We start from the raw sequence: 17,298 nt of genomic DNA, 5'->3' as shown, positions 1-17,298 counted from the left end.
TAACGCGTCTTTATGAAGAGGAACTGATGACGTATCAACAAGCTGGACGCATCGCGGTCTTAAAACGTATTGCTGGCTGGGTGATTTTTATTCCAGCTGTCATTTCTACGCTGATCTCTGTACTGAAATTTATGTACGATCACAGCGAAAAACAGCCGGGTATCAATGCGGTAATGCTTGATTTTGCGCATGTCATGATTGAGATGATGCGTTTTAACACCCCATTCTTGAATGTCTTCTGGTTCAACTCACCCACCCCGGATTTTCATCAGCAACTGAATATCGGCTTTTGGGTCATTTATGCACTGATCTTTATCGCCCTTGCATTGCAGGCCTCTGGCGCACGAATGAGCCGTCAGACGCGCTTTCTACGCGAAGGGGTTGAGGACCAGTTAATTCTGGAGCAAGCTAAAGGCCCGGAAGGCATGAGTCGGGAGCAGATTGAATCCCGCATTGTTGTGCCGCGTCACACCATTTTTCTGCAAATTTTCCCGCTCTATATCCTCCCGGTGATCATCATTGTGGCGGGGTACTTCTTCTTCTCAGTGCTCGGTTTTCTGTAACAGATAAGGGTGGCGCGAGAGCCACCCTTATCTGTCTTCACGCGGCAAGTATGCGTTCAAGGGCCCGTTGTGCGTTAACCAGATGTTCTCCGCCAAACAGGATGGCACGGTTCATCAGCGTATAAAGCTGATACACTGGCTGGCGATCAAGGAAGCCGGGCGGCAGGGGCGAAACCGACTGGTACCCATCGTATATTTGCGGTGGCTGTTCCGGATGCAGCGGCAGCATTGCCAGATCGCACTCTCTGTCACCCCAGTAGCAGGCCGGGTCAAAGATATAAGGGCCGTTGGGGCCTAGCGCGCAATTATTTGACCACAGATCGCCGTGTAGTAGAGAAGGCTGAGGCTGGTGAGATGCCAGACGCTGCTGAACGTGCTCAACGATGGCATCTATATTGCCAAATTCCAGCCCTTTTTCTGCGGCCAGCTCAAGTTGCCAGCCAATGCGTTGCTCAGCAAAAAACGTCGACCAGCGACGCTGCCAGGCATTAGGTTGTGGGGTAGTGGAGAGATCGTTGTCAAAATCGAGACCAAATTGCGGCTGGTCGCTCCATTGATGCAGGCGCGCTAACTGTTGGCCGAGAATGAAAGCATTATGGGCATCTAACGGACGGGCTGGGAGATATTCCATCACCAGAAAGCTGTAGACTCGGTCACTCCCCACGGCCAGAACTTGTGGGACCGTCACCGTTTTACTGCGCGACAACAGTTCCAGCTGGTCAGCTTCGGCGGTAAAGATCGGAAGCAGTTCCCGCTCATCACATTTAACGAAAAGGTCGCGTCCAGCGTAGCGTAAATGCCACGCGGCGTGGATCTCTCCGCCTGGCAGTTCGTTACGCAGTTCAATTTCACCTTCACCCAGTTGCTCACTTAAAAGATGACTGATAGCCTGCCACATGTTGTCTCTCCCATGTTGTCTGCCAGATCATAAAGTTAGCGCATAATTGCGGTAAAAAAATACGAACTAACGCACACCTGAGCGGTTTAAATTCATGCAGGGCACTTATTGTTCTTTTTTCTTCCAGCTTTCCCAGGTTTCCACGTCAATTTCGGCAGACTTGTCGGTCACGCTTTCCACCAGACTGGTGCCCAGCGCATGTACCTCTTCCTGGCTCAGGGGACTGATTATGCCGAATGTCAGCGTGCCTAAATCATGAACATTGCCCTCGTCATCCGTGAGCGTGAGGAGAAAATTAGCCCGGGTGAACGCGTTGTTGAGCTCATTCAGCTCGGTGAGCGATGCTTCATGAAGGTTGACGGTTACAACGTAGCGGGTGATGTCACCACTGCTCATAATTCACCTCATTGTTATCATGAAAGTTTTCTTAGCATAGTCGATAGTCTGTGTTTGGCGACTACGATGTGAATTTCCCCTCCATAAAGAAGGGGAAAGGGTGTTAATTGCGTGACAGGTAATCAACGATTTTTTGCGTATCGGCCAGTGAACAGAGACGCGTGCCCTGGTTGATGGTTGCAGCACTCCCCGCCGCCACACCGTAGCGTGTCATTTCCAGCAGTGACGCGCCCTGTGCCAGTTTCAGTGTCATTGCACCTACCATACTGTCGCCAGCGCCTACCGTGCTCTGACTTTTCATCGGTGGCGGGACAACCTGAACGGACGACGTTTCATCGACTGCCAGTGCCCCCTGAGGACCAAGGGAGACCACAACGCGTCGCGCTTTACCGCTGCGCACCAACTCCTGTGCGGCAGTGTGAACATCATCTGGTTGTGTCAGTTCACGGTTCACGAGTGCACTTAATTCTTTCTGGTTGGGCTTAACCAGCTCAAGATTGCCTGGCACTAATGCAGCCTGCAGAGCGTCGCCGCTGCTGTCGACAATGCAGCGGATCCCGCGTTGCTGTGCAGCCTGAATGAGCGCGGTTAATTTTTCCGTGCTCACGCCGGGTGGCAGGCTGCCGCTTACTACCAGCAGTGCACCACTTTCTATCGCCAGCACTTTCTCTTCCAGTTGACGAAATTCATCATCACTGAGCTTCGCGCCAGGCATGACAAAACGGTATTGCTCTCCGCTTGACTCCACGTGTACATGCAGGTTTTGTCGTGTCCAGTCTTTGGCATCGACTGTCTCTACGGCAACATGTTCATCTGCCAGCAGAGAGACCAGGTGTTCTCCGGTGGCCCCCCCTGCGGGGAATATTGCTGTCGCTTTACCGCCGAGGTGTGTAATAGCGCGCGCTACGTTGATACCACCGCCGCCAGGCTCAAAGACAGGGGTCGTGCAACGCAATTTACCTTCCGGGTAAATCTGGGGCGTCAGAGTGGCGGAATCAAGGGAAGGGGAGAGCGTCAGAGTATAGATAGCAACCATCATTACCTCCTTTTAGCATGGGTTCCTATTAGTCTGGCACCATTTATCAGGAAGGCAATGTAAATAACAGTATGATTTTAAATATGAATACGGATGAAAAAACAGTTGTGGGATATATAAAATAAAACGCAATTTGAGATCGTTCTTATTCAAAAAATGAAATAAGAAAACATTGCTATGTTATTTGCGGCTTTTTATAATTTGTTACCTTTCTCTGGACGCCTTGTCATTGATCCTCAAGAAAGATTCCGGGACCGTGTGGTCTCTTTTTCTGTTGTACGGACTCCTTAATAAAATGAAGCTTTTGAAGACAGTACCCGCTGCACTGATGCTGGCGGGTGGCGTGTTTGTGGCAATGAACGCGAGCGCCGATGATACCGTTTTTACTGTCATGGACGATCCCACCACCGCGAAAAAACCGTTTGAAGGTAACCTGAACGCCGGGTACCTGGCACAATCTGGTAACACGAAAAGCTCCTCTCTGACAGCGGACAGTACCCTCACCTGGTACGGTAACACCACCGCCTGGTCTCTGTGGGGAAATGCCAGCAACACCTCCGCTAATGATGAACGCTCTTCCGAGAAATATGCGGTGGGCGGACGTAGCCGTTACAACATGACTGATTATGACTACCTGTTTGGTCAGGCAAGCTGGTTGACTGACCGTTACAACGGTTATCGTCAGCGTGATGTGTTCACCGCGGGTTATGGTCGTCAGTTCCTGAATGGCCCGGTACACAGCTTCCGTTTTGAATTCGGTCCTGGTGTACGTTATGACGAGTACACCGATGGCGATACCAAAACCCAACCGCTCGGTTACGCTTCCGGTACCTATGCCTGGCAGATGACTGACAACACCAAATTTACCGAAGGCGTTTCTGTATATGGTGCCGACGATACGACGCTGAACTCTGAGACAGCGCTGAACGTGGCTATCAACGAACACTTTGGATTGAAAGTGGCCTACAACGTGACCTGGAACTCTTCACCGCCAGAAACTGCGCCGGATCATACCGACCGCAGAACCACGGTTTCCCTGGGTTATAGAATGTAATAAGAACGGGCCGATAAAAATATCGGCCCGTTTTTGAAGTGTCATCCGCATTTACCCCCAAATCATTGCCGCCCAACGTAGCAATAGCATAGCGCCGCAGATGGCTATCAGCACCAGCACCATTTTCCAGTGTTTTACGGCAAATCGTTTTGTTGGCATAACCTAATCCTTGTTCCTTGATACGCATAGTCTATCAAACAGGGCAGAAAAATGCCCCGTCGCAGGGCGCGATTAGGTTATACCCGCTTAGGTGAGGCTCAGAACCAGTGGAATCGTTCGGCGAGAATCAACAATAAACCTGTGGCTGAAAGGATGTTCAATATCACAACCGTTCTACTGGATACGTTCATGGTATGCACCTTTGGGTTTAATGACTTGTTCAAGAGTAGCCCAGCATCTCTGGAATGCGAGCACCAGGGATATGCAACCGGCAAATTCATGCGAAAGTGCCAGCACACCAATCTGCCAGCAGAGGGTGCAATCTCCCTTTTGTTAGTGTTAACATTGCAAGGCTTGCCGTAAATTGGACGTTATCTGATTTTTCTGCGGGTGAATGATGACGAACCAATTTGACGATTGTTGGTCAGATGGTGTCGTAATCTATTGTCAAATCACGATTATTTTCTTTGTATATGCTCTTATGTGTGGGGCATCACTGCAAATAAGGATATAAAATGCCTGTAATTACTCTTCCTGATGGCAGCCAACGCCATTACGACCACGCTGTTAGCCCAATGGATGTTGCTCTGGACATCGGCCCTGGACTCGCGAAAGCGACCATCGCCGGCCGTGTTAACGGTGAGCTGGTTGATGCTTCCGATCTGATCGAAAATGATGCAACGCTTGCAATCATTACAGCGAAAGATGAAGAAGGTCTGGAGATCATTCGCCACTCCTGTGCACACCTGTTAGGTCATGCCATCAAACAGCTGTGGCCAAATACTAAAATGGCGATCGGTCCGGTTATCGACAACGGTTTTTACTACGACGTTGACCTTGATCACACCCTGACTCAGGAAGATATCGACGCGCTCGAAAAACGTATGCACGAGCTCGCCGAAACGAACTATGACGTCATCAAGAAGAAAGTCAGCTGGCACGAAGCGCGTGAAACCTTCGTGAAGCGTGGCGAGAACTATAAAGTCTCTATTCTTGATGAAAACATCTCCCATGATGACAAGCCTGGCTTGTACCATCACGAAGAATACGTCGACATGTGTCGTGGACCGCACGTGCCGAATATGCGCTTCTGTCATCACTTCAAGCTGATGAAAATCGCAGGCGCCTACTGGCGCGGCGACAGCAACAACAAGATGTTGCAGCGTATCTATGGGACCGCTTGGGCCGATAAAAAAGCGCTGAATGCATATCTGCAGCGTCTGGAAGAAGCCGCGAAGCGTGACCACCGTAAAATTGGTAAGCAACTTGACCTGTACCACATGCAGGAAGAAGCGCCGGGTATGGTGTTCTGGCACAACGACGGCTGGACCATTTTCCGTGAACTGGAAACCTTCGTTCGTTCCAAGCTGAAAGAGTACCAGTACCAGGAAGTAAAAGGCCCGTTCATGATGGACCGTGTGCTGTGGGAAAAAACCGGCCACTGGGACAACTACAAAGATGCGATGTTCACTACCTCTTCCGAGAACCGTGAATACTGCATCAAGCCAATGAACTGCCCGGGCCACGTTCAGATCTTCAACCAGGGTCTGAAATCCTACCGCGACCTGCCGCTGCGTATGGCAGAGTTCGGTAGCTGCCACCGTAATGAGCCATCAGGTGCGCTGCATGGTCTGATGCGTGTTCGTGGCTTTACTCAGGATGATGCGCATATCTTCTGTACGGAAGATCAGGTACGTGACGAAGTTAACGCCTGTATTCGTATGGTCTACGATATGTACAGCACCTTTGGCTTCGAGAAGATCGTGGTCAAACTCTCAACGCGTCCGGAAAAACGTATCGGCAGCGATGAGACCTGGGATCGCGCAGAAGCGGATCTCGCCGTGGCGCTGGAAGAGAACGGAATTCCGTTCGAATACCAACTGGGCGAGGGCGCATTCTACGGTCCGAAAATTGAATTTACCCTGTATGACTGCCTCGATCGCGCATGGCAGTGCGGTACTGTACAGTTAGACTTCTCCCTGCCGCAGCGTTTAAGCGCCTCTTATGTTGGCGAAGACAACGAGCGTCAGGTTCCGGTAATGATTCACCGTGCAATTCTCGGTTCTCTGGAGCGCTTCATCGGCATCCTGACTGAAGAGTTCGCCGGCTTCTTCCCAACCTGGCTTGCGCCAGTGCAGGTCGTGGTGATGAACATTACCGATTCTCAGGCGGATTACGTTAAAGAATTGACGCAGAAACTACAAAATGCGGGCATTCGCGTAAAAGCAGACTTGAGAAATGAGAAGATTGGCTTTAAAATCCGCGAGCACACTTTACGTCGTGTCCCGTATATGTTGGTCTGTGGTGATAAAGAGGTGGAAGCAGGCAAAGTTGCCGTTCGCACCCGCCGTGGTAAAGACCTGGGCAGCCTGGACGTAAGTGAAGTGATTGAGAAGCTGCAACAAGAGATTCGCAGCCGCAGTCTTCAACAACTGGAGGAATAAGGTATTAAAGGCGGAAAACGAGTTCAAACGGCACGTCCGAATCGTATCAATGGCGAGATTCGCGCCCAGGAAGTTCGCTTAACAGGTCTGGAAGGCGAGCAGCTGGGGATTGTGAGTCTGAGAGAAGCAATCGAAAAGGCTGAAGAAGCTGGAGTAGATTTAGTTGAAATCAGCCCTAACGCCGAACCGCCAGTTTGTCGTATCATGGACTACGGCAAGTTCCTTTATGAAAAGAGTAAGTCTTCTAAGGAACAGAAGAAAAAGCAAAAAGTTATCCAGGTTAAGGAAATCAAATTCCGTCCTGGTACCGACGATGGCGATTATCAGGTAAAACTCCGCAGCCTGATTCGCTTTCTGGAAGATGGCGATAAGGCCAAGATCACGCTGCGTTTCCGCGGTCGTGAGATGGCCCACCAACAGATTGGTATGGAAGTGCTTAACCGCGTCCGTGACGATCTGAGTGAACTGGCAGTAGTCGAATCCTTCCCTACGAAGATCGAAGGCCGCCAGATGATCATGGTGCTCGCTCCTAAGAAGAAACAGTAAGGCCTTCAAGCAGCAAAATCTGTGGAGCCTTCGGGCTTCATAGGTTTTGTTCGCCTATGTTTCGTTTATTTAACAATGCGAAGTGGAAGTTATTAAGATGCCAAAAATTAAGACCGTACGCGGTGCTGCTAAGCGCTTCAAAAAAACCGGTAAAGGTGGTTTTAAGCACAAGCACGCTAACCTGCGTCACATTCTGACTAAGAAAGCTACCAAGCGTAAACGTCACCTGCGTCCAAAAGCCATGGTTTCTAAAGGCGATCTGGGCCTGGTAATCGCGTGCCTGCCGTACGCATAAGTCGTTAACGTTTAACTTTTTTAACTTAGAATAGATACAGGAGAGCACACATGGCTCGCGTAAAACGTGGTGTAATTGCACGTGCACGTCACAAGAAAATTTTGAAACAAGCTAAAGGCTACTACGGTGCGCGTTCACGCGTATACCGCGTTGCCTTCCAGGCTGTTATCAAAGCAGGTCAGTACGCTTACCGTGACCGTCGTCAGCGTAAGCGTCAGTTCCGTCAACTGTGGATTGCGCGTATCAACGCAGCAGCACGTCAGAACGGTATTTCTTACAGCAAATTCATCAACGGCCTGAAAAAAGCCTCTGTTGAAATCGACCGTAAGATCCTGGCTGACATCGCAGTATTCGACAAAGTAGCGTTCACCGCTCTGGTCGAAAAAGCGAAAGCAGCACTGGCATAAGCCAGTTGAGAGAGGGGGCTTAGCTCCCTCTTTTCATTTAACACCATCAGAAGATTGACTTTTACCGGTGCAACCTTTTCAATAAGGTCTTAACGGTATTTACCACACAAGGTAACGCAAGCATGAATGCTGCTATTTTCCGCTTCTTCTTTTACTTTAGCACCTGAATTCAGGAGGCTAGCGCGTGAAAGATGAAACGAAAAACAGCGCCAGATAAGCCTCCCGATGGAGGCTTTTTTTGTGCCTGAATTTGAGAGAATAACTCCACCAAATCGGTGTCTGCACCGACATAATGAGGAAAATCATGTCACATCTCGCAGAGCTGGTTGCCAGTGCAACAGCCGCCATTAATCAGGCCTCAGATGTTGCCGCGTTAGACAATGTCCGCGTCGAATATCTTGGTAAGAAAGGGCATCTGACCCTTCAAATGACAACCCTGCGTGAACTGCCGCCAGAAGAACGCCCGGCAGCGGGTGCGGTAATTAACGAAGCCAAAGAGCAGGTGCAGCAGGCGCTGAATGCACGCAAAGCTGAGCTGGAAAGTGCAGTGCTGAATGCGCGTCTGGCTGCAGAGACTATCGACGTTTCTCTGCCGGGTCGCCGCATCGAAAACGGCGGTCTGCACCCGGTTACCCGCACCATCGATCGCATTGAAAGTTTCTTCGGTGAGCTCGGCTTTACCGTGGCGACTGGCCCGGAAATTGAAGATGATTATCACAACTTCGATGCCCTGAACATTCCTGGCCATCATCCGGCACGCGCTGACCACGACACTTTCTGGTTCGACGCCACGCGTCTGCTGCGCACCCAGACTTCCGGTGTTCAGATCCGTACCATGAAGGATCAGGAACCGCCAATCCGTATTATCGCACCGGGCCGTGTATATCGTAACGACTACGATCAGACCCACACGCCAATGTTCCACCAGATGGAAGGTCTGATTGTTGATAAAAACATCAGCTTCACCAACCTGAAAGGCACGCTGCACGATTTCCTGAATAACTTCTTCGAAGAAGATCTGCAGGTTCGTTTCCGTCCGTCCTACTTCCCGTTCACTGAACCGTCTGCGGAAGTTGACGTGATGGGTAAAAACGGCAAGTGGCTGGAAGTGCTGGGTTGCGGCATGGTGCATCCAAACGTACTGCGCAACGTAGGTATCGATCCGGAAGTTTACTCCGGCTTTGCGTTCGGTATGGGCATGGAGCGTCTGACCATGCTGCGTTACGGCGTGACCGATCTGCGTGCATTCTTCGAAAACGATCTGCGTTTCCTCAAACAGTTTAAATAAGGGCAGGACAGAACAATGAAATTCAGTGAACTGTGGTTACGCGAATGGGTGAACACCACGCTGGACAGCGAAGCGCTTTCTAACCAGATCACCATGGCTGGCCTGGAAGTTGACGGCGTTGAGCCGGTTTCAGGTGCCTTTAATGGCGTGGTCGTAGGTGAAGTAGTTGAATGCGGCCAGCATCCTAATGCAGACAAACTGCGCGTAACAAAAGTGAACGTGGGCGGCGAGCGCCTGCTGGATATCGTCTGCGGTGCGCCAAACTGCCGTCAGGGGCTGAAAGTTGCTGTGGCAACCGTCGGTGCGGTATTGCCGGGCGATTTCAAAATTAAAGCGGCTAAGCTGCGCGGTGAGCCGTCTGAAGGCATGCTGTGCTCGTTCTCCGAGCTGGGTATTTCCGACGATCACAATGGCATCATTGAGCTGCCGTTGGATGCGCCAATTGGCACCGATATCCGTGAATACCTGAAGCTTGATGACAACACCATTGAAATCAGCGTCACGCCAAACCGTGCTGATTGCTTAGGTATCATCGGCGTAGCGCGCGATGTTGCGGTGCTGAACCAGGTTGAGCTGAACGTACCAGACATCACGCCAGTAGCTGCAACCATTACCGACACTCTGCCAATTCAGGTTGAAGCCGCCGATGCGTGCCCGCGTTACCTGGGGCGTGTTGTGAAAGGCATTAACGTTAAAGCGCCAACCCCTCTGTGGATGAAAGAGAAACTGCGTCGCTGTGGTATTCGCTCCATTGATGCGGTTGTTGACGTCACTAACTACGTTCTGCTGGAGCTTGGCCAGCCAATGCACGCGTTCGATAAAGATCGTATCGAAGGCGGAATTGTTGTGCGCATGGCGAAAGAGGGTGAAACCCTGGTTCTGCTGGACGGCAGCGAAGCAAAACTGAACGCTGATACCCTGGTGATTGCAGATCATGGTAAAGCGCTGGCGATGGGAGGTATCTTCGGGGGCGAGCACTCAGGCGTGAACGACGAGACGCAAAACGTCCTTCTGGAATGCGCCTTCTTCAGCCCGCTCTCCATCACCGGTCGCGCACGCCGTCACGGCCTGCATACCGATGCCTCCCACCGCTACGAGCGTGGCGTTGACCCGGCATTGCAATACAAAGCAATGGAACGTGCAACGCGCCTGCTGATCGATATCTGTGGCGGCGAAGCTGGCCCGGTTATTGATGTGACAAACGAAGACACTCTGCCAAAACGCGCAACCATCACTCTGCGTCGCAGCAAGCTGGATCGTTTGATTGGGCACCACGTTGCCGATGCGCAGGTCACCGACATTCTGAAGCGCCTGGGCTGTGAAGTCACCGAAGGTCAGGACGAATGGAAGGCCGTTGCGCCATCATGGCGTTTCGACATGGAGATCGAAGAAGACCTGGTGGAAGAAGTGGCTCGCGTATACGGCTACAACAACATCCCTGATGAGCCTGTACAGGCGGGTCTGGTGATGGGCACCCACCGTGAAGCTGACCTGTCCCTGAAGCGTGTGAAAACCATGCTCAATGACAAAGGTTACCAGGAAGTGATCACCTACAGCTTTGTTGATCCGAAGCTGCAGCAGTTGATCCATCCGGGCCAGGAAGCGCTGATCCTGCCAAGCCCAATCTCCAGCGAAATGTCCGCGATGCGCCTGTCTCTGTGGACGGGGCTGCTGGGTACGATTGTTTACAACCAGAATCGCCAGCAAAACCGTGTGCGAATTTTCGAAAGCGGTTTACGCTTTGTACCGGATAATCAGGCAAATTTAGGCATCCGTCAGGATCTTATGCTGGCTGGTGCCATCAGCGGTAACCGCTATGAAGAGCATTGGGATCTGGCAAAAGGGACGGTTGATTTCTACGATATGAAGGGCGATCTGGAAGCAATTCTCGATCTGACCGGTAAATTATCTGAAATTGAATTCCGTGCAGAAGCCATTCCGGCACTGCATCCGGGGCAAAGTGCAGCCATTTATTTAGACGGCAAACGTGTTGGTTTCATTGGTGTTGTTCACCCTGAGCTGGAGCGTAAACTGGATCTGAATGGCCGTACCATCGTGTTCGAACTCGAGTGGAACCCGGTTGCAGACCGCGTCATTCCTCAGGCGCAGGACGTGTCACGCTTCCCGGCGAACCGCCGTGATATCGCGGTTGTGGTCGCGGAAAATGTGCCCGCAGCAGATATTTTGGCCGAATGTAAGAAAGTTGGCGTAAATCAGGTAGTTGGCGTAAACTTATTTGACGTGTACCGCGGCAAGGGCGTAGCAGAAGGTTTCAAGAGCCTTGCTATCAGCCTTATCCTTCAGGATACCAGCCGTACACTCGAAGAAGAGGAGATTGCCGCTACCGTCGCCAAATGTGTAGAGGCATTAAAAGAGCGATTCCAGGCATCATTGAGGGATTGAACCTATGGCGCTTACAAAAGCTGAAATGTCAGAATATCTGTTTGATAAGCTTGGGCTTAGCAAACGGGATGCCAAAGAGCTGGTAGAGCTGTTTTTCGAAGAGATCCGTCGTGCTCTGGAAAATGGTGAACAGGTAAAACTCTCCGGTTTTGGCAATTTTGATTTGCGAGACAAAAACCAACGTCCGGGCCGCAACCCGAAGACGGGGGAAGATATTCCCATTACAGCCCGCCGCGTGGTGACCTTCAGACCCGGACAGAAGTTAAAAAGCCGTGTCGAAAACGCAACGCCCAAAGCAGAGTAATATGAACTAACTAAAAAGGCCGCTCACGCGGCCTTTTTTCTTTGCGCTCTTTGGCAAACCCGCCGTAAAATCAATTACATCTCACGTCAATAAAACTGTACACATGCTTGATTACGCCTATCGCCAGCACCGTTCCGATCAACGTCGCCTGTTTTTGCTGGTGCTGCTGCTCATTGTCGCCACCGGTATAAGCCTGTGCGCGGGCGACAGATGGATAGGGCCTGAAAGCTGGCTGAGCCCTGACGGGCAGATCTTCATCTGGCAAATTCGTCTGCCGCGCACCGTGGCGGTGATCCTGGTGGGAGCTGCACTGGCGCTATGCGGCACCATTATGCAGGCATTGTTCGACAACCCGCTGGCGGAACCCGGGCTGCTCGGCGTATCAAACGGTGCAGGCGTGGGGCTGATTGCGGCCGTCATGCTCGGCGGGGGAGCACTCTCCGGCTGGAGTATCAGCCTGAGCGCCATTATTGGCGCATTGCTGATAACGCTCATTCTCCTGCGTTTCGCCAGACGGCACTTATCGACAAGCCGTCTGCTGCTTGCCGGGGTGGCGCTGGGCATCATCTGTAGCGCACTGATGACCTGGGCAGTCTACTTCTCGACTTCTTTTGACTTGCGGCAACTGATGTACTGGATGATGGGCGGTTTTGGGGGCGTGGACTGGCACCAGGGCTGGCTGATGGTCCTTCTGATCCCGGTCATATTGTGGGCGACCATGCAGGCACAACCACTCAACATGCTCGCGCTGGGTGAAACATCCGCTCGCCAGCTCGGGATGCCACTGGTGTTCTGGCGTAATGTGCTGGTTATTGCCATTGGCTGGCTGGTGGGGGTCAGCGTGGCGCTGGCGGGGGCGATTGGTTTTATCGGGTTGGTTATTCCGCATATGCTTCGCCTGTGTGGCCTCACCGACCATCGAACCTTACTTCCGGCCTCGGCAGTCGCCGGGGCGGTAACATTGCTGGTGGCAGATATCATCGCCCGACTTGCCCTGACAGCCGCGGAACTGCCTATTGGTGTAGTGACTGCCACGCTGGGCGCGCCAGTATTTATCTGGCTACTATTAAAAGCTGGACGTTAAATCACGATCCGTAAAACAACCTGAGGGAATGCTATGCAGTCATATATCCTGAAAACTGAAGTGACCACCATTGATGGCGATAACACCACGCTGGAAGGCTACAAAGGCAATGTGTTGCTGATCGTCAACGTGGCATCCAAATGTGGCCTGACGCCACAGTATGAGCAGCTGGAGAACATTCAGAAAGCGTGGGAGAAAGACGGTTTCACCGTGCTGGGTTTCCCCTGCAACCAGTTCCTGGGCCAGGAGCCGGGCAGCGAAGAAGAGATCAAAACGTTTTGTAGTACGACCTACGGTGTGACGTTCCCGCTGTTCAGCAAAATTGATGTTAACGGCGAAGATCGCCATCCGCTGTATGCGAAGCTGATTGCTGCCGCGCCGAAGGCCGTTGCGCCGGAAGGAAGTGGCTTTTATGAGCGTATGGCCAGCAAAGGTCGGGCGCCGCTCTACCCGGATGACATTCTGTGGAACTTCGAAAAATTCCTGATTGGTCGCGACGGTCAGGTGGTTCAACGTTTTTCTCCGGATATGACGCCTGAAGATCCGATTGTCATGGAGTCTATTAAGCTGGCGCTGGCGAAATAATGTCGTTGCTGATGCAGCTCACGGACGTTGCTGAGAAGGGACGTCTGGGGCCGATAACCGGTGCCCTCAATGCGGGAGAGATCCTGCATCTTGTCGGACCCAACGGCGCAGGGAAGAGTACGCTGTTGGCTCGTATGGCGGGGCTAACTTCCGGGCAAGGGCAGATATCGCTGCTGGAACATGCCCTTACCGACTGGTCGCCGGTCTCGCTGGCGCACAGGCGCAGTTACCTTGTGCAGCAACAAATGCCGCCTTTTGCGATGCCCGTCTGGCATTATCTGATGCTGCATTTGCACGACAAACAACATACGACACTGCTGACTGAAGTGGCTGCGGCCCTGGGGCTAGAAGATAAACTGTCCCGGCACGCCAGCCAGCTTTCCGGCGGAGAATGGCAGCGGGTGCGCCTGGCGGCGGTCATTGTTCAGATTCACCCGGCAGGTAACCCTCACGGGCGGATGCTGCTTCTGGATGAGCCGATGAGCGGTCTGGATGTGGCGCAGCAGGCGGCGCTGGATTCGCTGTTAAGTAGTCTGAGCCGAAAGGGTATTGCCGTGGTAATGAGCAGTCATGACCTCAACCATACCTTGCGACATGCCCATCGAGTGTGGTTGCTGTCACGTGGAAAGATGATCGCCAGCGGGACGCGGGATCAGGTTCTTACACCGCCAAATCTTGCCCTTGCGTACAATATGTCGTTCCGCAGGCTGGATATAGAGGGACATAAGATGCTGATTTCTACCGGGCAGGAGTAACCGTTTCTTGCCTGTTAGCACAATTGCACGCTAAATTACGAAAAGAACAAAAAAAGCAGAGGATTCGTCTGAAAATGCGATTCTGGTTTCTCCTGATGGCAGCGTTATTTCTCGCGGGATGCAGTAGCCATCGTGCGCCACCGCCTAACCCACGGCTTTCAGATTCTATCACCGTTATTGCCAGCCTCAACGATCAACTGAGCAACTGGCGCGGTACGCCTTATCGCTATGGCGGCATGAGCCGTGGCGGTGTAGATTGTTCCGGTTTTGTCCTGATGACGTTCCGCGACAAATTTGACTTACAGCTTCCGCGCGAAACGCGTAAGCAGGCAGAAATAGGGACTGAAATTGATAAAGATGAGCTGCTCCCTGGAGACCTGGTCTTTTTCAAAACCGGGTCGGGTGAAAGCGGTCTTCATGTTGGTATTTATGATACAGACAACCAGTTTATTCACGCCTCGACCAGCCGCGGAGTGATGCGATCTTCTCTCGATAATGTGTACTGGCGTAAAAACTTCTGGCAGGCACGACGTATTTAGTCTGCCCCGGATGTGTCTTTATGACGGCATGGTAGCGAATAAATCATGCCGTTTTTTCGCAAATAAGATGATTAAAGTTAAATTTACCTAAAATTAGCTAAGCCCGCATGTGTCTGTTTTATCTAAAACTGGCTATTATTCAGTAACCAGGATAAGATTATTTTAGATTCAGGGATAAATCTGAAAATTAATACGGAACTAATGAAATTAATCTTATTAAAATCAAGACAGTGGAATTGTGTCGGCAATTGCTCCAGGATGTCCTCTCTCATCTTTAATGCGGGGCGAGTGCAATGATAATTACGCTAGATAATGCTTACCAGTCTGAACTGTTTCTCCTGCCTGCCCGTAATAGTGCAGGTGAGCTTAAAGGTTTAGACGTTCTGGTTAACTTTACTGGCGTTGGCACTGATGTAAGGATCCCCACTGACCTCGTTATCCCTCGTCTTACAGCGACAGAAGAGTTAGCGCTGTTTAACGAGAAACTGCAATTGATTGATTCCTGCAAACTGTTTTTTATTCAGCATCAGTTAATTGCATGGATCAATATTACACCAGTTATTGTTGAGTTTTTATTAAGCAATGGGAACGTTGTTTCAATCCTCGAGCGTTATCCGTTTCTTGAGTTTACTGTTAATGAGAACTATCCAGGTTTAAATAACGGAAAGGACGATCTCCAGTTGGCGAGAATGGCGATCCATTTCCCGTTGGTTCTGGCAAACTTTGGTGCTGGTGCCGCATCCCTCAAAGCGGTCTATGATGGATTATTTAAACGGGTCATTTTCGACAAAGGGTTCATTCAGCAGCGTGCATCGGAGCTTTCTTTTGAACCTTTTATGCGCGCAATTCTCTGGCAGATAACACCACATTGCCAGTCTGTCATCTTATCCGGCATTGACGATCACAACCTGTTGCAACGCGTCTTGTCCTTTAACGTCGGCGCCATGCAGGGTGCGCTCTGGCCAGCGGTCAGTGCAGAGCACGTCACCACACTGGTCCAGCGATAACCCTTGCTTTCGCCCGTGTTTAAGAGCGGGTAAACCCTCTACACTAAAAGCAGGAGGACTTATGACCCTGTCTTTTACTGCTCACTGGCATGACGAGTTGCCTGGTTTTTACACCGCACTCAAACCAACACCCTTACAAAATTCGCGTCTTATCTGGCACAACGATCGGCTGGCAGAGGAGCTGGCGATCCCGCCTGCCATGTTCCAGCTTTCAGACGGTGCTAGCGTCTGGGGGGGCGAAACGCTGCTCGCAGGCATGCAACCCCTGGCTCAGGTCTATAGTGGACACCAGTTTGGCATCTGGGCGGGGCAACTGGGCGACGGCAGGGGGATCCTGCTTGGTGAACAACAGCTTCCCAACGGGGAGACGGTTGACTGGCACCTGAAAGGCGCAGGCCTTACCCCTTACTCGCGGATGGGGGATGGGCGTGCGGTATTACGTTCAACGATTCGTGAATGCCTGGCATCTGAAGCGATGCATGCGCTGGGGATCCCGACCACCCGTGCGCTGTCGATTGTCACCAGCGACACGCCGGTTGCACGCGAAACGATGGAAAAAGGGGCGATGCTGATGCGCATTGCGCAAAGTCATTTGCGCTTTGGCCATTTTGAGCACTTTTACTATCGCCGCGAGACGGAAAAGGTGCGTCAGCTTGCAGACTACGCTATCGATCACCACTGGCCACATTTGCAGGATGAGGATGATAAATACGTTCTCTGGTTCCGGGATGTGATTGCCCGTACTGCATCAATGATCGCGCGCTGGCAAACGGTAGGATTCGCCCACGGCGTCATGAATACGGACAACATGTCGCTCCTGGGGCTCACCTTTGATTACGGTCCGTTTGGGTTCCTGGATGATTATCAGCCGGGATATATCTGTAATCACTCCGATTACCAGGGCCGTTACAGCTTTGACAATCAGCCTGCGGTTGGATTGTGGAACCTGCAACGTCTTGCGCAAACGCTGTCACCGTTTATCGACGTTGATGCCCTGAATGACGCGCTCGATAGCTATCAGGATATTTTGCTGCGTGAATACGGCATGTTAATGCGCAACAAGCTGGGGCTGATGACCCAGGAAAGGGGGGATAACGAGATCCTCAATGACCTGTTTGCCCTGATGGCGCGTGAAGGCAGTGATTATACCCGTACTTTCCGGATGCTGGGCCAGACGGAGCAGCACAGTGCCGCCTCACCGTTGCGGGACGAGTTTATCGACAGGCAGGCGTTTGACGACTGGTTTGCCCGGTACCGCACGCGGTTGCAGCAAGAGCAGGTTGACGATACCACCCGGCACGCGCAGATGAACGCGGCGAACCCGGCGATGGTGTTACGCAACTGGCTGGCCCAACGGGCGATTGAGCAGGCAGAGCAGGGTGAGTATGACGAGTTACACCGTCTGCATGTGGCGTTACGCACGCCGTTTGCCGACAGGGATGACGATTACGTCAGCCGCCCGCCTGACTGGGGCAAGCGGCTGGAGGTAAGCTGCTCAAGTTAGTCATTTTGCCGGGTGACGCGACGCTCACCCG

At 51.9% G+C, this 17,298-nt stretch carries 21 protein-coding genes and 1 other annotated feature; of the genes, 16 read left to right on the top strand and 5 right to left on the bottom strand.

What is annotated here, in order from left to right; translation table 11 throughout:
• Positions 1 to 26 precede the first annotated feature (26 nt).
• Entirely contained in the window at positions 27 to 563 is a 537-nt protein-coding gene (locus tag WB237_RS07340; RefSeq protein ID WP_336211926.1) for a YniB family protein, read from the top strand.
• 37 nt (positions 564 to 600) lie between these two features.
• Here WB237_RS07340 and WB237_RS07335 read toward each other — a convergent pair whose 3' ends face one another.
• The 3 genes from WB237_RS07335 to pfkB all read right to left on the bottom strand — a co-directional run bounded on the left by WB237_RS07335 (position 601) and on the right by pfkB (position 2,893).
• Positions 601 to 1,461 (bottom strand): fructosamine kinase family protein, encoded by an 861-nt coding sequence (locus WB237_RS07335; protein WP_336211925.1) that lies wholly within the window; start codon positions 1,459 to 1,461, stop codon positions 601 to 603.
• 105 nt (positions 1,462 to 1,566) lie between these two features.
• Positions 1,567 to 1,857 (bottom strand): type V toxin-antitoxin system endoribonuclease antitoxin GhoS, encoded by a 291-nt coding sequence (gene ghoS / locus WB237_RS07330; protein ID WP_336211923.1) that lies wholly within the window; start codon positions 1,855 to 1,857, stop codon positions 1,567 to 1,569.
• A gap of 103 nt (positions 1,858 to 1,960) precedes the next feature.
• Positions 1,961 to 2,893, bottom strand: coding sequence for a 6-phosphofructokinase II (gene pfkB / locus WB237_RS07325; RefSeq protein WP_336213507.1), 933 nt, complete (start codon positions 2,891 to 2,893; stop codon positions 1,961 to 1,963).
• 295 nt (positions 2,894 to 3,188) lie between these two features.
• Here pfkB and WB237_RS07320 point away from each other — a divergent pair, with 295 nt between their 5' ends.
• On the top strand, positions 3,189 to 3,947 hold the full coding sequence (locus WB237_RS07320) for a DUF481 domain-containing protein (RefSeq protein ID WP_336211921.1): 759 nt from the start codon (positions 3,189 to 3,191) through the stop codon (positions 3,945 to 3,947).
• A gap of 51 nt (positions 3,948 to 3,998) precedes the next feature.
• Here WB237_RS07320 and yniD read toward each other — a convergent pair whose 3' ends face one another.
• Positions 3,999 to 4,106, bottom strand: coding sequence for a small membrane protein YniD (yniD, locus tag WB237_RS07315; protein WP_008500658.1), 108 nt, complete (start codon positions 4,104 to 4,106; stop codon positions 3,999 to 4,001).
• Positions 4,107 to 4,204: 98 nt separating this feature from the next.
• Entirely contained in the window at positions 4,205 to 4,297 is a 93-nt protein-coding gene (gene yncL / locus WB237_RS07310) for a stress response membrane protein YncL (protein WP_021241082.1), read from the bottom strand.
• Between the two features lie 324 nt (positions 4,298 to 4,621).
• On the opposite strand from yncL, the gene thrS reads away from it, so the two are divergent.
• The 14 genes from thrS to selO all read left to right on the top strand — a co-directional run bounded on the left by thrS (position 4,622) and on the right by selO (position 17,267).
• On the top strand, positions 4,622 to 6,550 hold the full coding sequence (gene thrS, locus WB237_RS07305; RefSeq protein WP_114979391.1) for a threonine--tRNA ligase: 1,929 nt from the start codon (positions 4,622 to 4,624) through the stop codon (positions 6,548 to 6,550).
• Positions 6,551 to 6,553: 3 nt separating this feature from the next.
• The gene (infC, locus tag WB237_RS07300) at positions 6,554 to 7,096 is read left to right on the top strand and encodes a translation initiation factor IF-3 (protein WP_023616141.1); all 543 of its coding nucleotides are present in this window, start codon (positions 6,554 to 6,556) and stop codon (positions 7,094 to 7,096) included.
• 97 nt (positions 7,097 to 7,193) lie between these two features.
• Positions 7,194 to 7,391: a 50S ribosomal protein L35 gene (rpmI, locus tag WB237_RS07295; protein ID WP_001124225.1), complete on the top strand. Its 198-nt coding sequence runs from the start codon at positions 7,194 to 7,196 to the stop codon at positions 7,389 to 7,391.
• 50 nt (positions 7,392 to 7,441) lie between these two features.
• Entirely contained in the window at positions 7,442 to 7,798 is a 357-nt protein-coding gene (rplT, locus tag WB237_RS07290; protein WP_000124850.1) for a 50S ribosomal protein L20, read from the top strand.
• Between the two features lie 117 nt (positions 7,799 to 7,915).
• Positions 7,916 to 8,040 (top strand) — a sequence feature (Phe leader region).
• Entirely contained in the window at positions 7,921 to 7,965 is a 45-nt protein-coding gene (gene pheM / locus WB237_RS07285) for a pheST operon leader peptide PheM (protein WP_001386830.1), read from the top strand. It overlaps the preceding feature by 45 nt.
• 62 nt (positions 8,041 to 8,102) lie before the next feature.
• Positions 8,103 to 9,086: a phenylalanine--tRNA ligase subunit alpha gene (gene pheS / locus WB237_RS07280; protein ID WP_010426091.1), complete on the top strand. Its 984-nt coding sequence runs from the start codon at positions 8,103 to 8,105 to the stop codon at positions 9,084 to 9,086.
• Between the two features lie 15 nt (positions 9,087 to 9,101).
• Complete coding sequence (pheT, locus tag WB237_RS07275; RefSeq protein WP_208593878.1) at positions 9,102 to 11,489, top strand: phenylalanine--tRNA ligase subunit beta; 2,388 nt, start codon at positions 9,102 to 9,104, stop codon at positions 11,487 to 11,489.
• 4 nt (positions 11,490 to 11,493) lie between these two features.
• The gene (gene ihfA / locus WB237_RS07270) at positions 11,494 to 11,793 is read left to right on the top strand and encodes an integration host factor subunit alpha (RefSeq protein WP_003857805.1); all 300 of its coding nucleotides are present in this window, start codon (positions 11,494 to 11,496) and stop codon (positions 11,791 to 11,793) included.
• A 103-nt stretch (positions 11,794 to 11,896) separates the two neighbouring features.
• Entirely contained in the window at positions 11,897 to 12,877 is a 981-nt protein-coding gene (gene btuC / locus WB237_RS07265; protein ID WP_336211917.1) for a vitamin B12 ABC transporter permease BtuC, read from the top strand.
• A 33-nt stretch (positions 12,878 to 12,910) separates the two neighbouring features.
• Positions 12,911 to 13,462, top strand: a complete 552-nt coding sequence (locus WB237_RS07260) for a glutathione peroxidase (protein ID WP_336211915.1) — start codon at positions 12,911 to 12,913, stop codon at positions 13,460 to 13,462.
• A complete protein-coding gene (gene btuD, locus WB237_RS07255) occupies positions 13,462 to 14,217 on the top strand; it encodes a vitamin B12 ABC transporter ATP-binding protein BtuD (protein WP_336211913.1) in 756 nt (251 codons plus the stop codon). Before WB237_RS07260 ends, btuD begins: the two co-directional genes overlap by 1 nt.
• Positions 14,218 to 14,291: 74 nt before the next feature.
• Positions 14,292 to 14,756 (top strand): NlpC/P60 family protein, encoded by a 465-nt coding sequence (locus tag WB237_RS07250; RefSeq protein WP_028017229.1) that lies wholly within the window; start codon positions 14,292 to 14,294, stop codon positions 14,754 to 14,756.
• Positions 14,757 to 15,049: 293 nt separating this feature from the next.
• The gene (locus WB237_RS07245; protein WP_336211911.1) at positions 15,050 to 15,763 is read left to right on the top strand and encodes an EAL domain-containing protein; all 714 of its coding nucleotides are present in this window, start codon (positions 15,050 to 15,052) and stop codon (positions 15,761 to 15,763) included.
• Between the two features lie 61 nt (positions 15,764 to 15,824).
• Positions 15,825 to 17,267, top strand: coding sequence for a protein adenylyltransferase SelO (gene selO, locus WB237_RS07240; RefSeq protein WP_336211910.1), 1,443 nt, complete (start codon positions 15,825 to 15,827; stop codon positions 17,265 to 17,267).
• Positions 17,268 to 17,298: the final 31 nt, after the last annotated feature.

The organism is Enterobacter sp. P82 (assembly GCF_037053385.1).
GTDB lineage: Bacteria > Pseudomonadota > Gammaproteobacteria > Enterobacterales > Enterobacteriaceae > Enterobacter.
This window is presented reverse-complemented; position numbering and strand designations above follow the sequence as displayed.

What these genes read in the sequence shown, in the direction of transcription:
- WB237_RS07340 (WP_336211926.1), top strand. Translation starts at nt 27, where the DNA reads ATGACGTATCAACAAGCTGGACGCATCGCGGTCTTAAAACGTATTGCT.
- WB237_RS07335 (WP_336211925.1), bottom strand. Translation starts at nt 1,461, where the DNA reads ATGTGGCAGGCTATCAGTCATCTTTTAAGTGAGCAACTGGGTGAAGGT.
- ghoS (WP_336211923.1), bottom strand. Translation starts at nt 1,857, where the DNA reads ATGAGCAGTGGTGACATCACCCGCTACGTTGTAACCGTCAACCTTCAT.
- pfkB (WP_336213507.1), bottom strand. Translation starts at nt 2,893, where the DNA reads ATGGTTGCTATCTATACTCTGACGCTCTCCCCTTCCCTTGATTCCGCC.
- WB237_RS07320 (WP_336211921.1), top strand. Translation starts at nt 3,189, where the DNA reads ATGAAGCTTTTGAAGACAGTACCCGCTGCACTGATGCTGGCGGGTGGC.
- yniD (WP_008500658.1), bottom strand. Translation starts at nt 4,106, where the DNA reads ATGCCAACAAAACGATTTGCCGTAAAACACTGGAAAATGGTGCTGGTG.
- yncL (WP_021241082.1), bottom strand. Translation starts at nt 4,297, where the DNA reads ATGAACGTATCCAGTAGAACGGTTGTGATATTGAACATCCTTTCAGCC.
- thrS (WP_114979391.1), top strand. Translation starts at nt 4,622, where the DNA reads ATGCCTGTAATTACTCTTCCTGATGGCAGCCAACGCCATTACGACCAC.
- rpmI (WP_001124225.1), top strand. Translation starts at nt 7,194, where the DNA reads ATGCCAAAAATTAAGACCGTACGCGGTGCTGCTAAGCGCTTCAAAAAA.
- rplT (WP_000124850.1), top strand. Translation starts at nt 7,442, where the DNA reads ATGGCTCGCGTAAAACGTGGTGTAATTGCACGTGCACGTCACAAGAAA.
- pheS (WP_010426091.1), top strand. Translation starts at nt 8,103, where the DNA reads ATGTCACATCTCGCAGAGCTGGTTGCCAGTGCAACAGCCGCCATTAAT.
- pheT (WP_208593878.1), top strand. Translation starts at nt 9,102, where the DNA reads ATGAAATTCAGTGAACTGTGGTTACGCGAATGGGTGAACACCACGCTG.
- ihfA (WP_003857805.1), top strand. Translation starts at nt 11,494, where the DNA reads ATGGCGCTTACAAAAGCTGAAATGTCAGAATATCTGTTTGATAAGCTT.
- btuC (WP_336211917.1), top strand. Translation starts at nt 11,897, where the DNA reads ATGCTTGATTACGCCTATCGCCAGCACCGTTCCGATCAACGTCGCCTG.
- WB237_RS07260 (WP_336211915.1), top strand. Translation starts at nt 12,911, where the DNA reads ATGCAGTCATATATCCTGAAAACTGAAGTGACCACCATTGATGGCGAT.
- btuD (WP_336211913.1), top strand. Translation starts at nt 13,462, where the DNA reads ATGTCGTTGCTGATGCAGCTCACGGACGTTGCTGAGAAGGGACGTCTG.
- WB237_RS07250 (WP_028017229.1), top strand. Translation starts at nt 14,292, where the DNA reads ATGCGATTCTGGTTTCTCCTGATGGCAGCGTTATTTCTCGCGGGATGC.
- WB237_RS07245 (WP_336211911.1), top strand. Translation starts at nt 15,050, where the DNA reads ATGATAATTACGCTAGATAATGCTTACCAGTCTGAACTGTTTCTCCTG.
- selO (WP_336211910.1), top strand. Translation starts at nt 15,825, where the DNA reads ATGACCCTGTCTTTTACTGCTCACTGGCATGACGAGTTGCCTGGTTTT.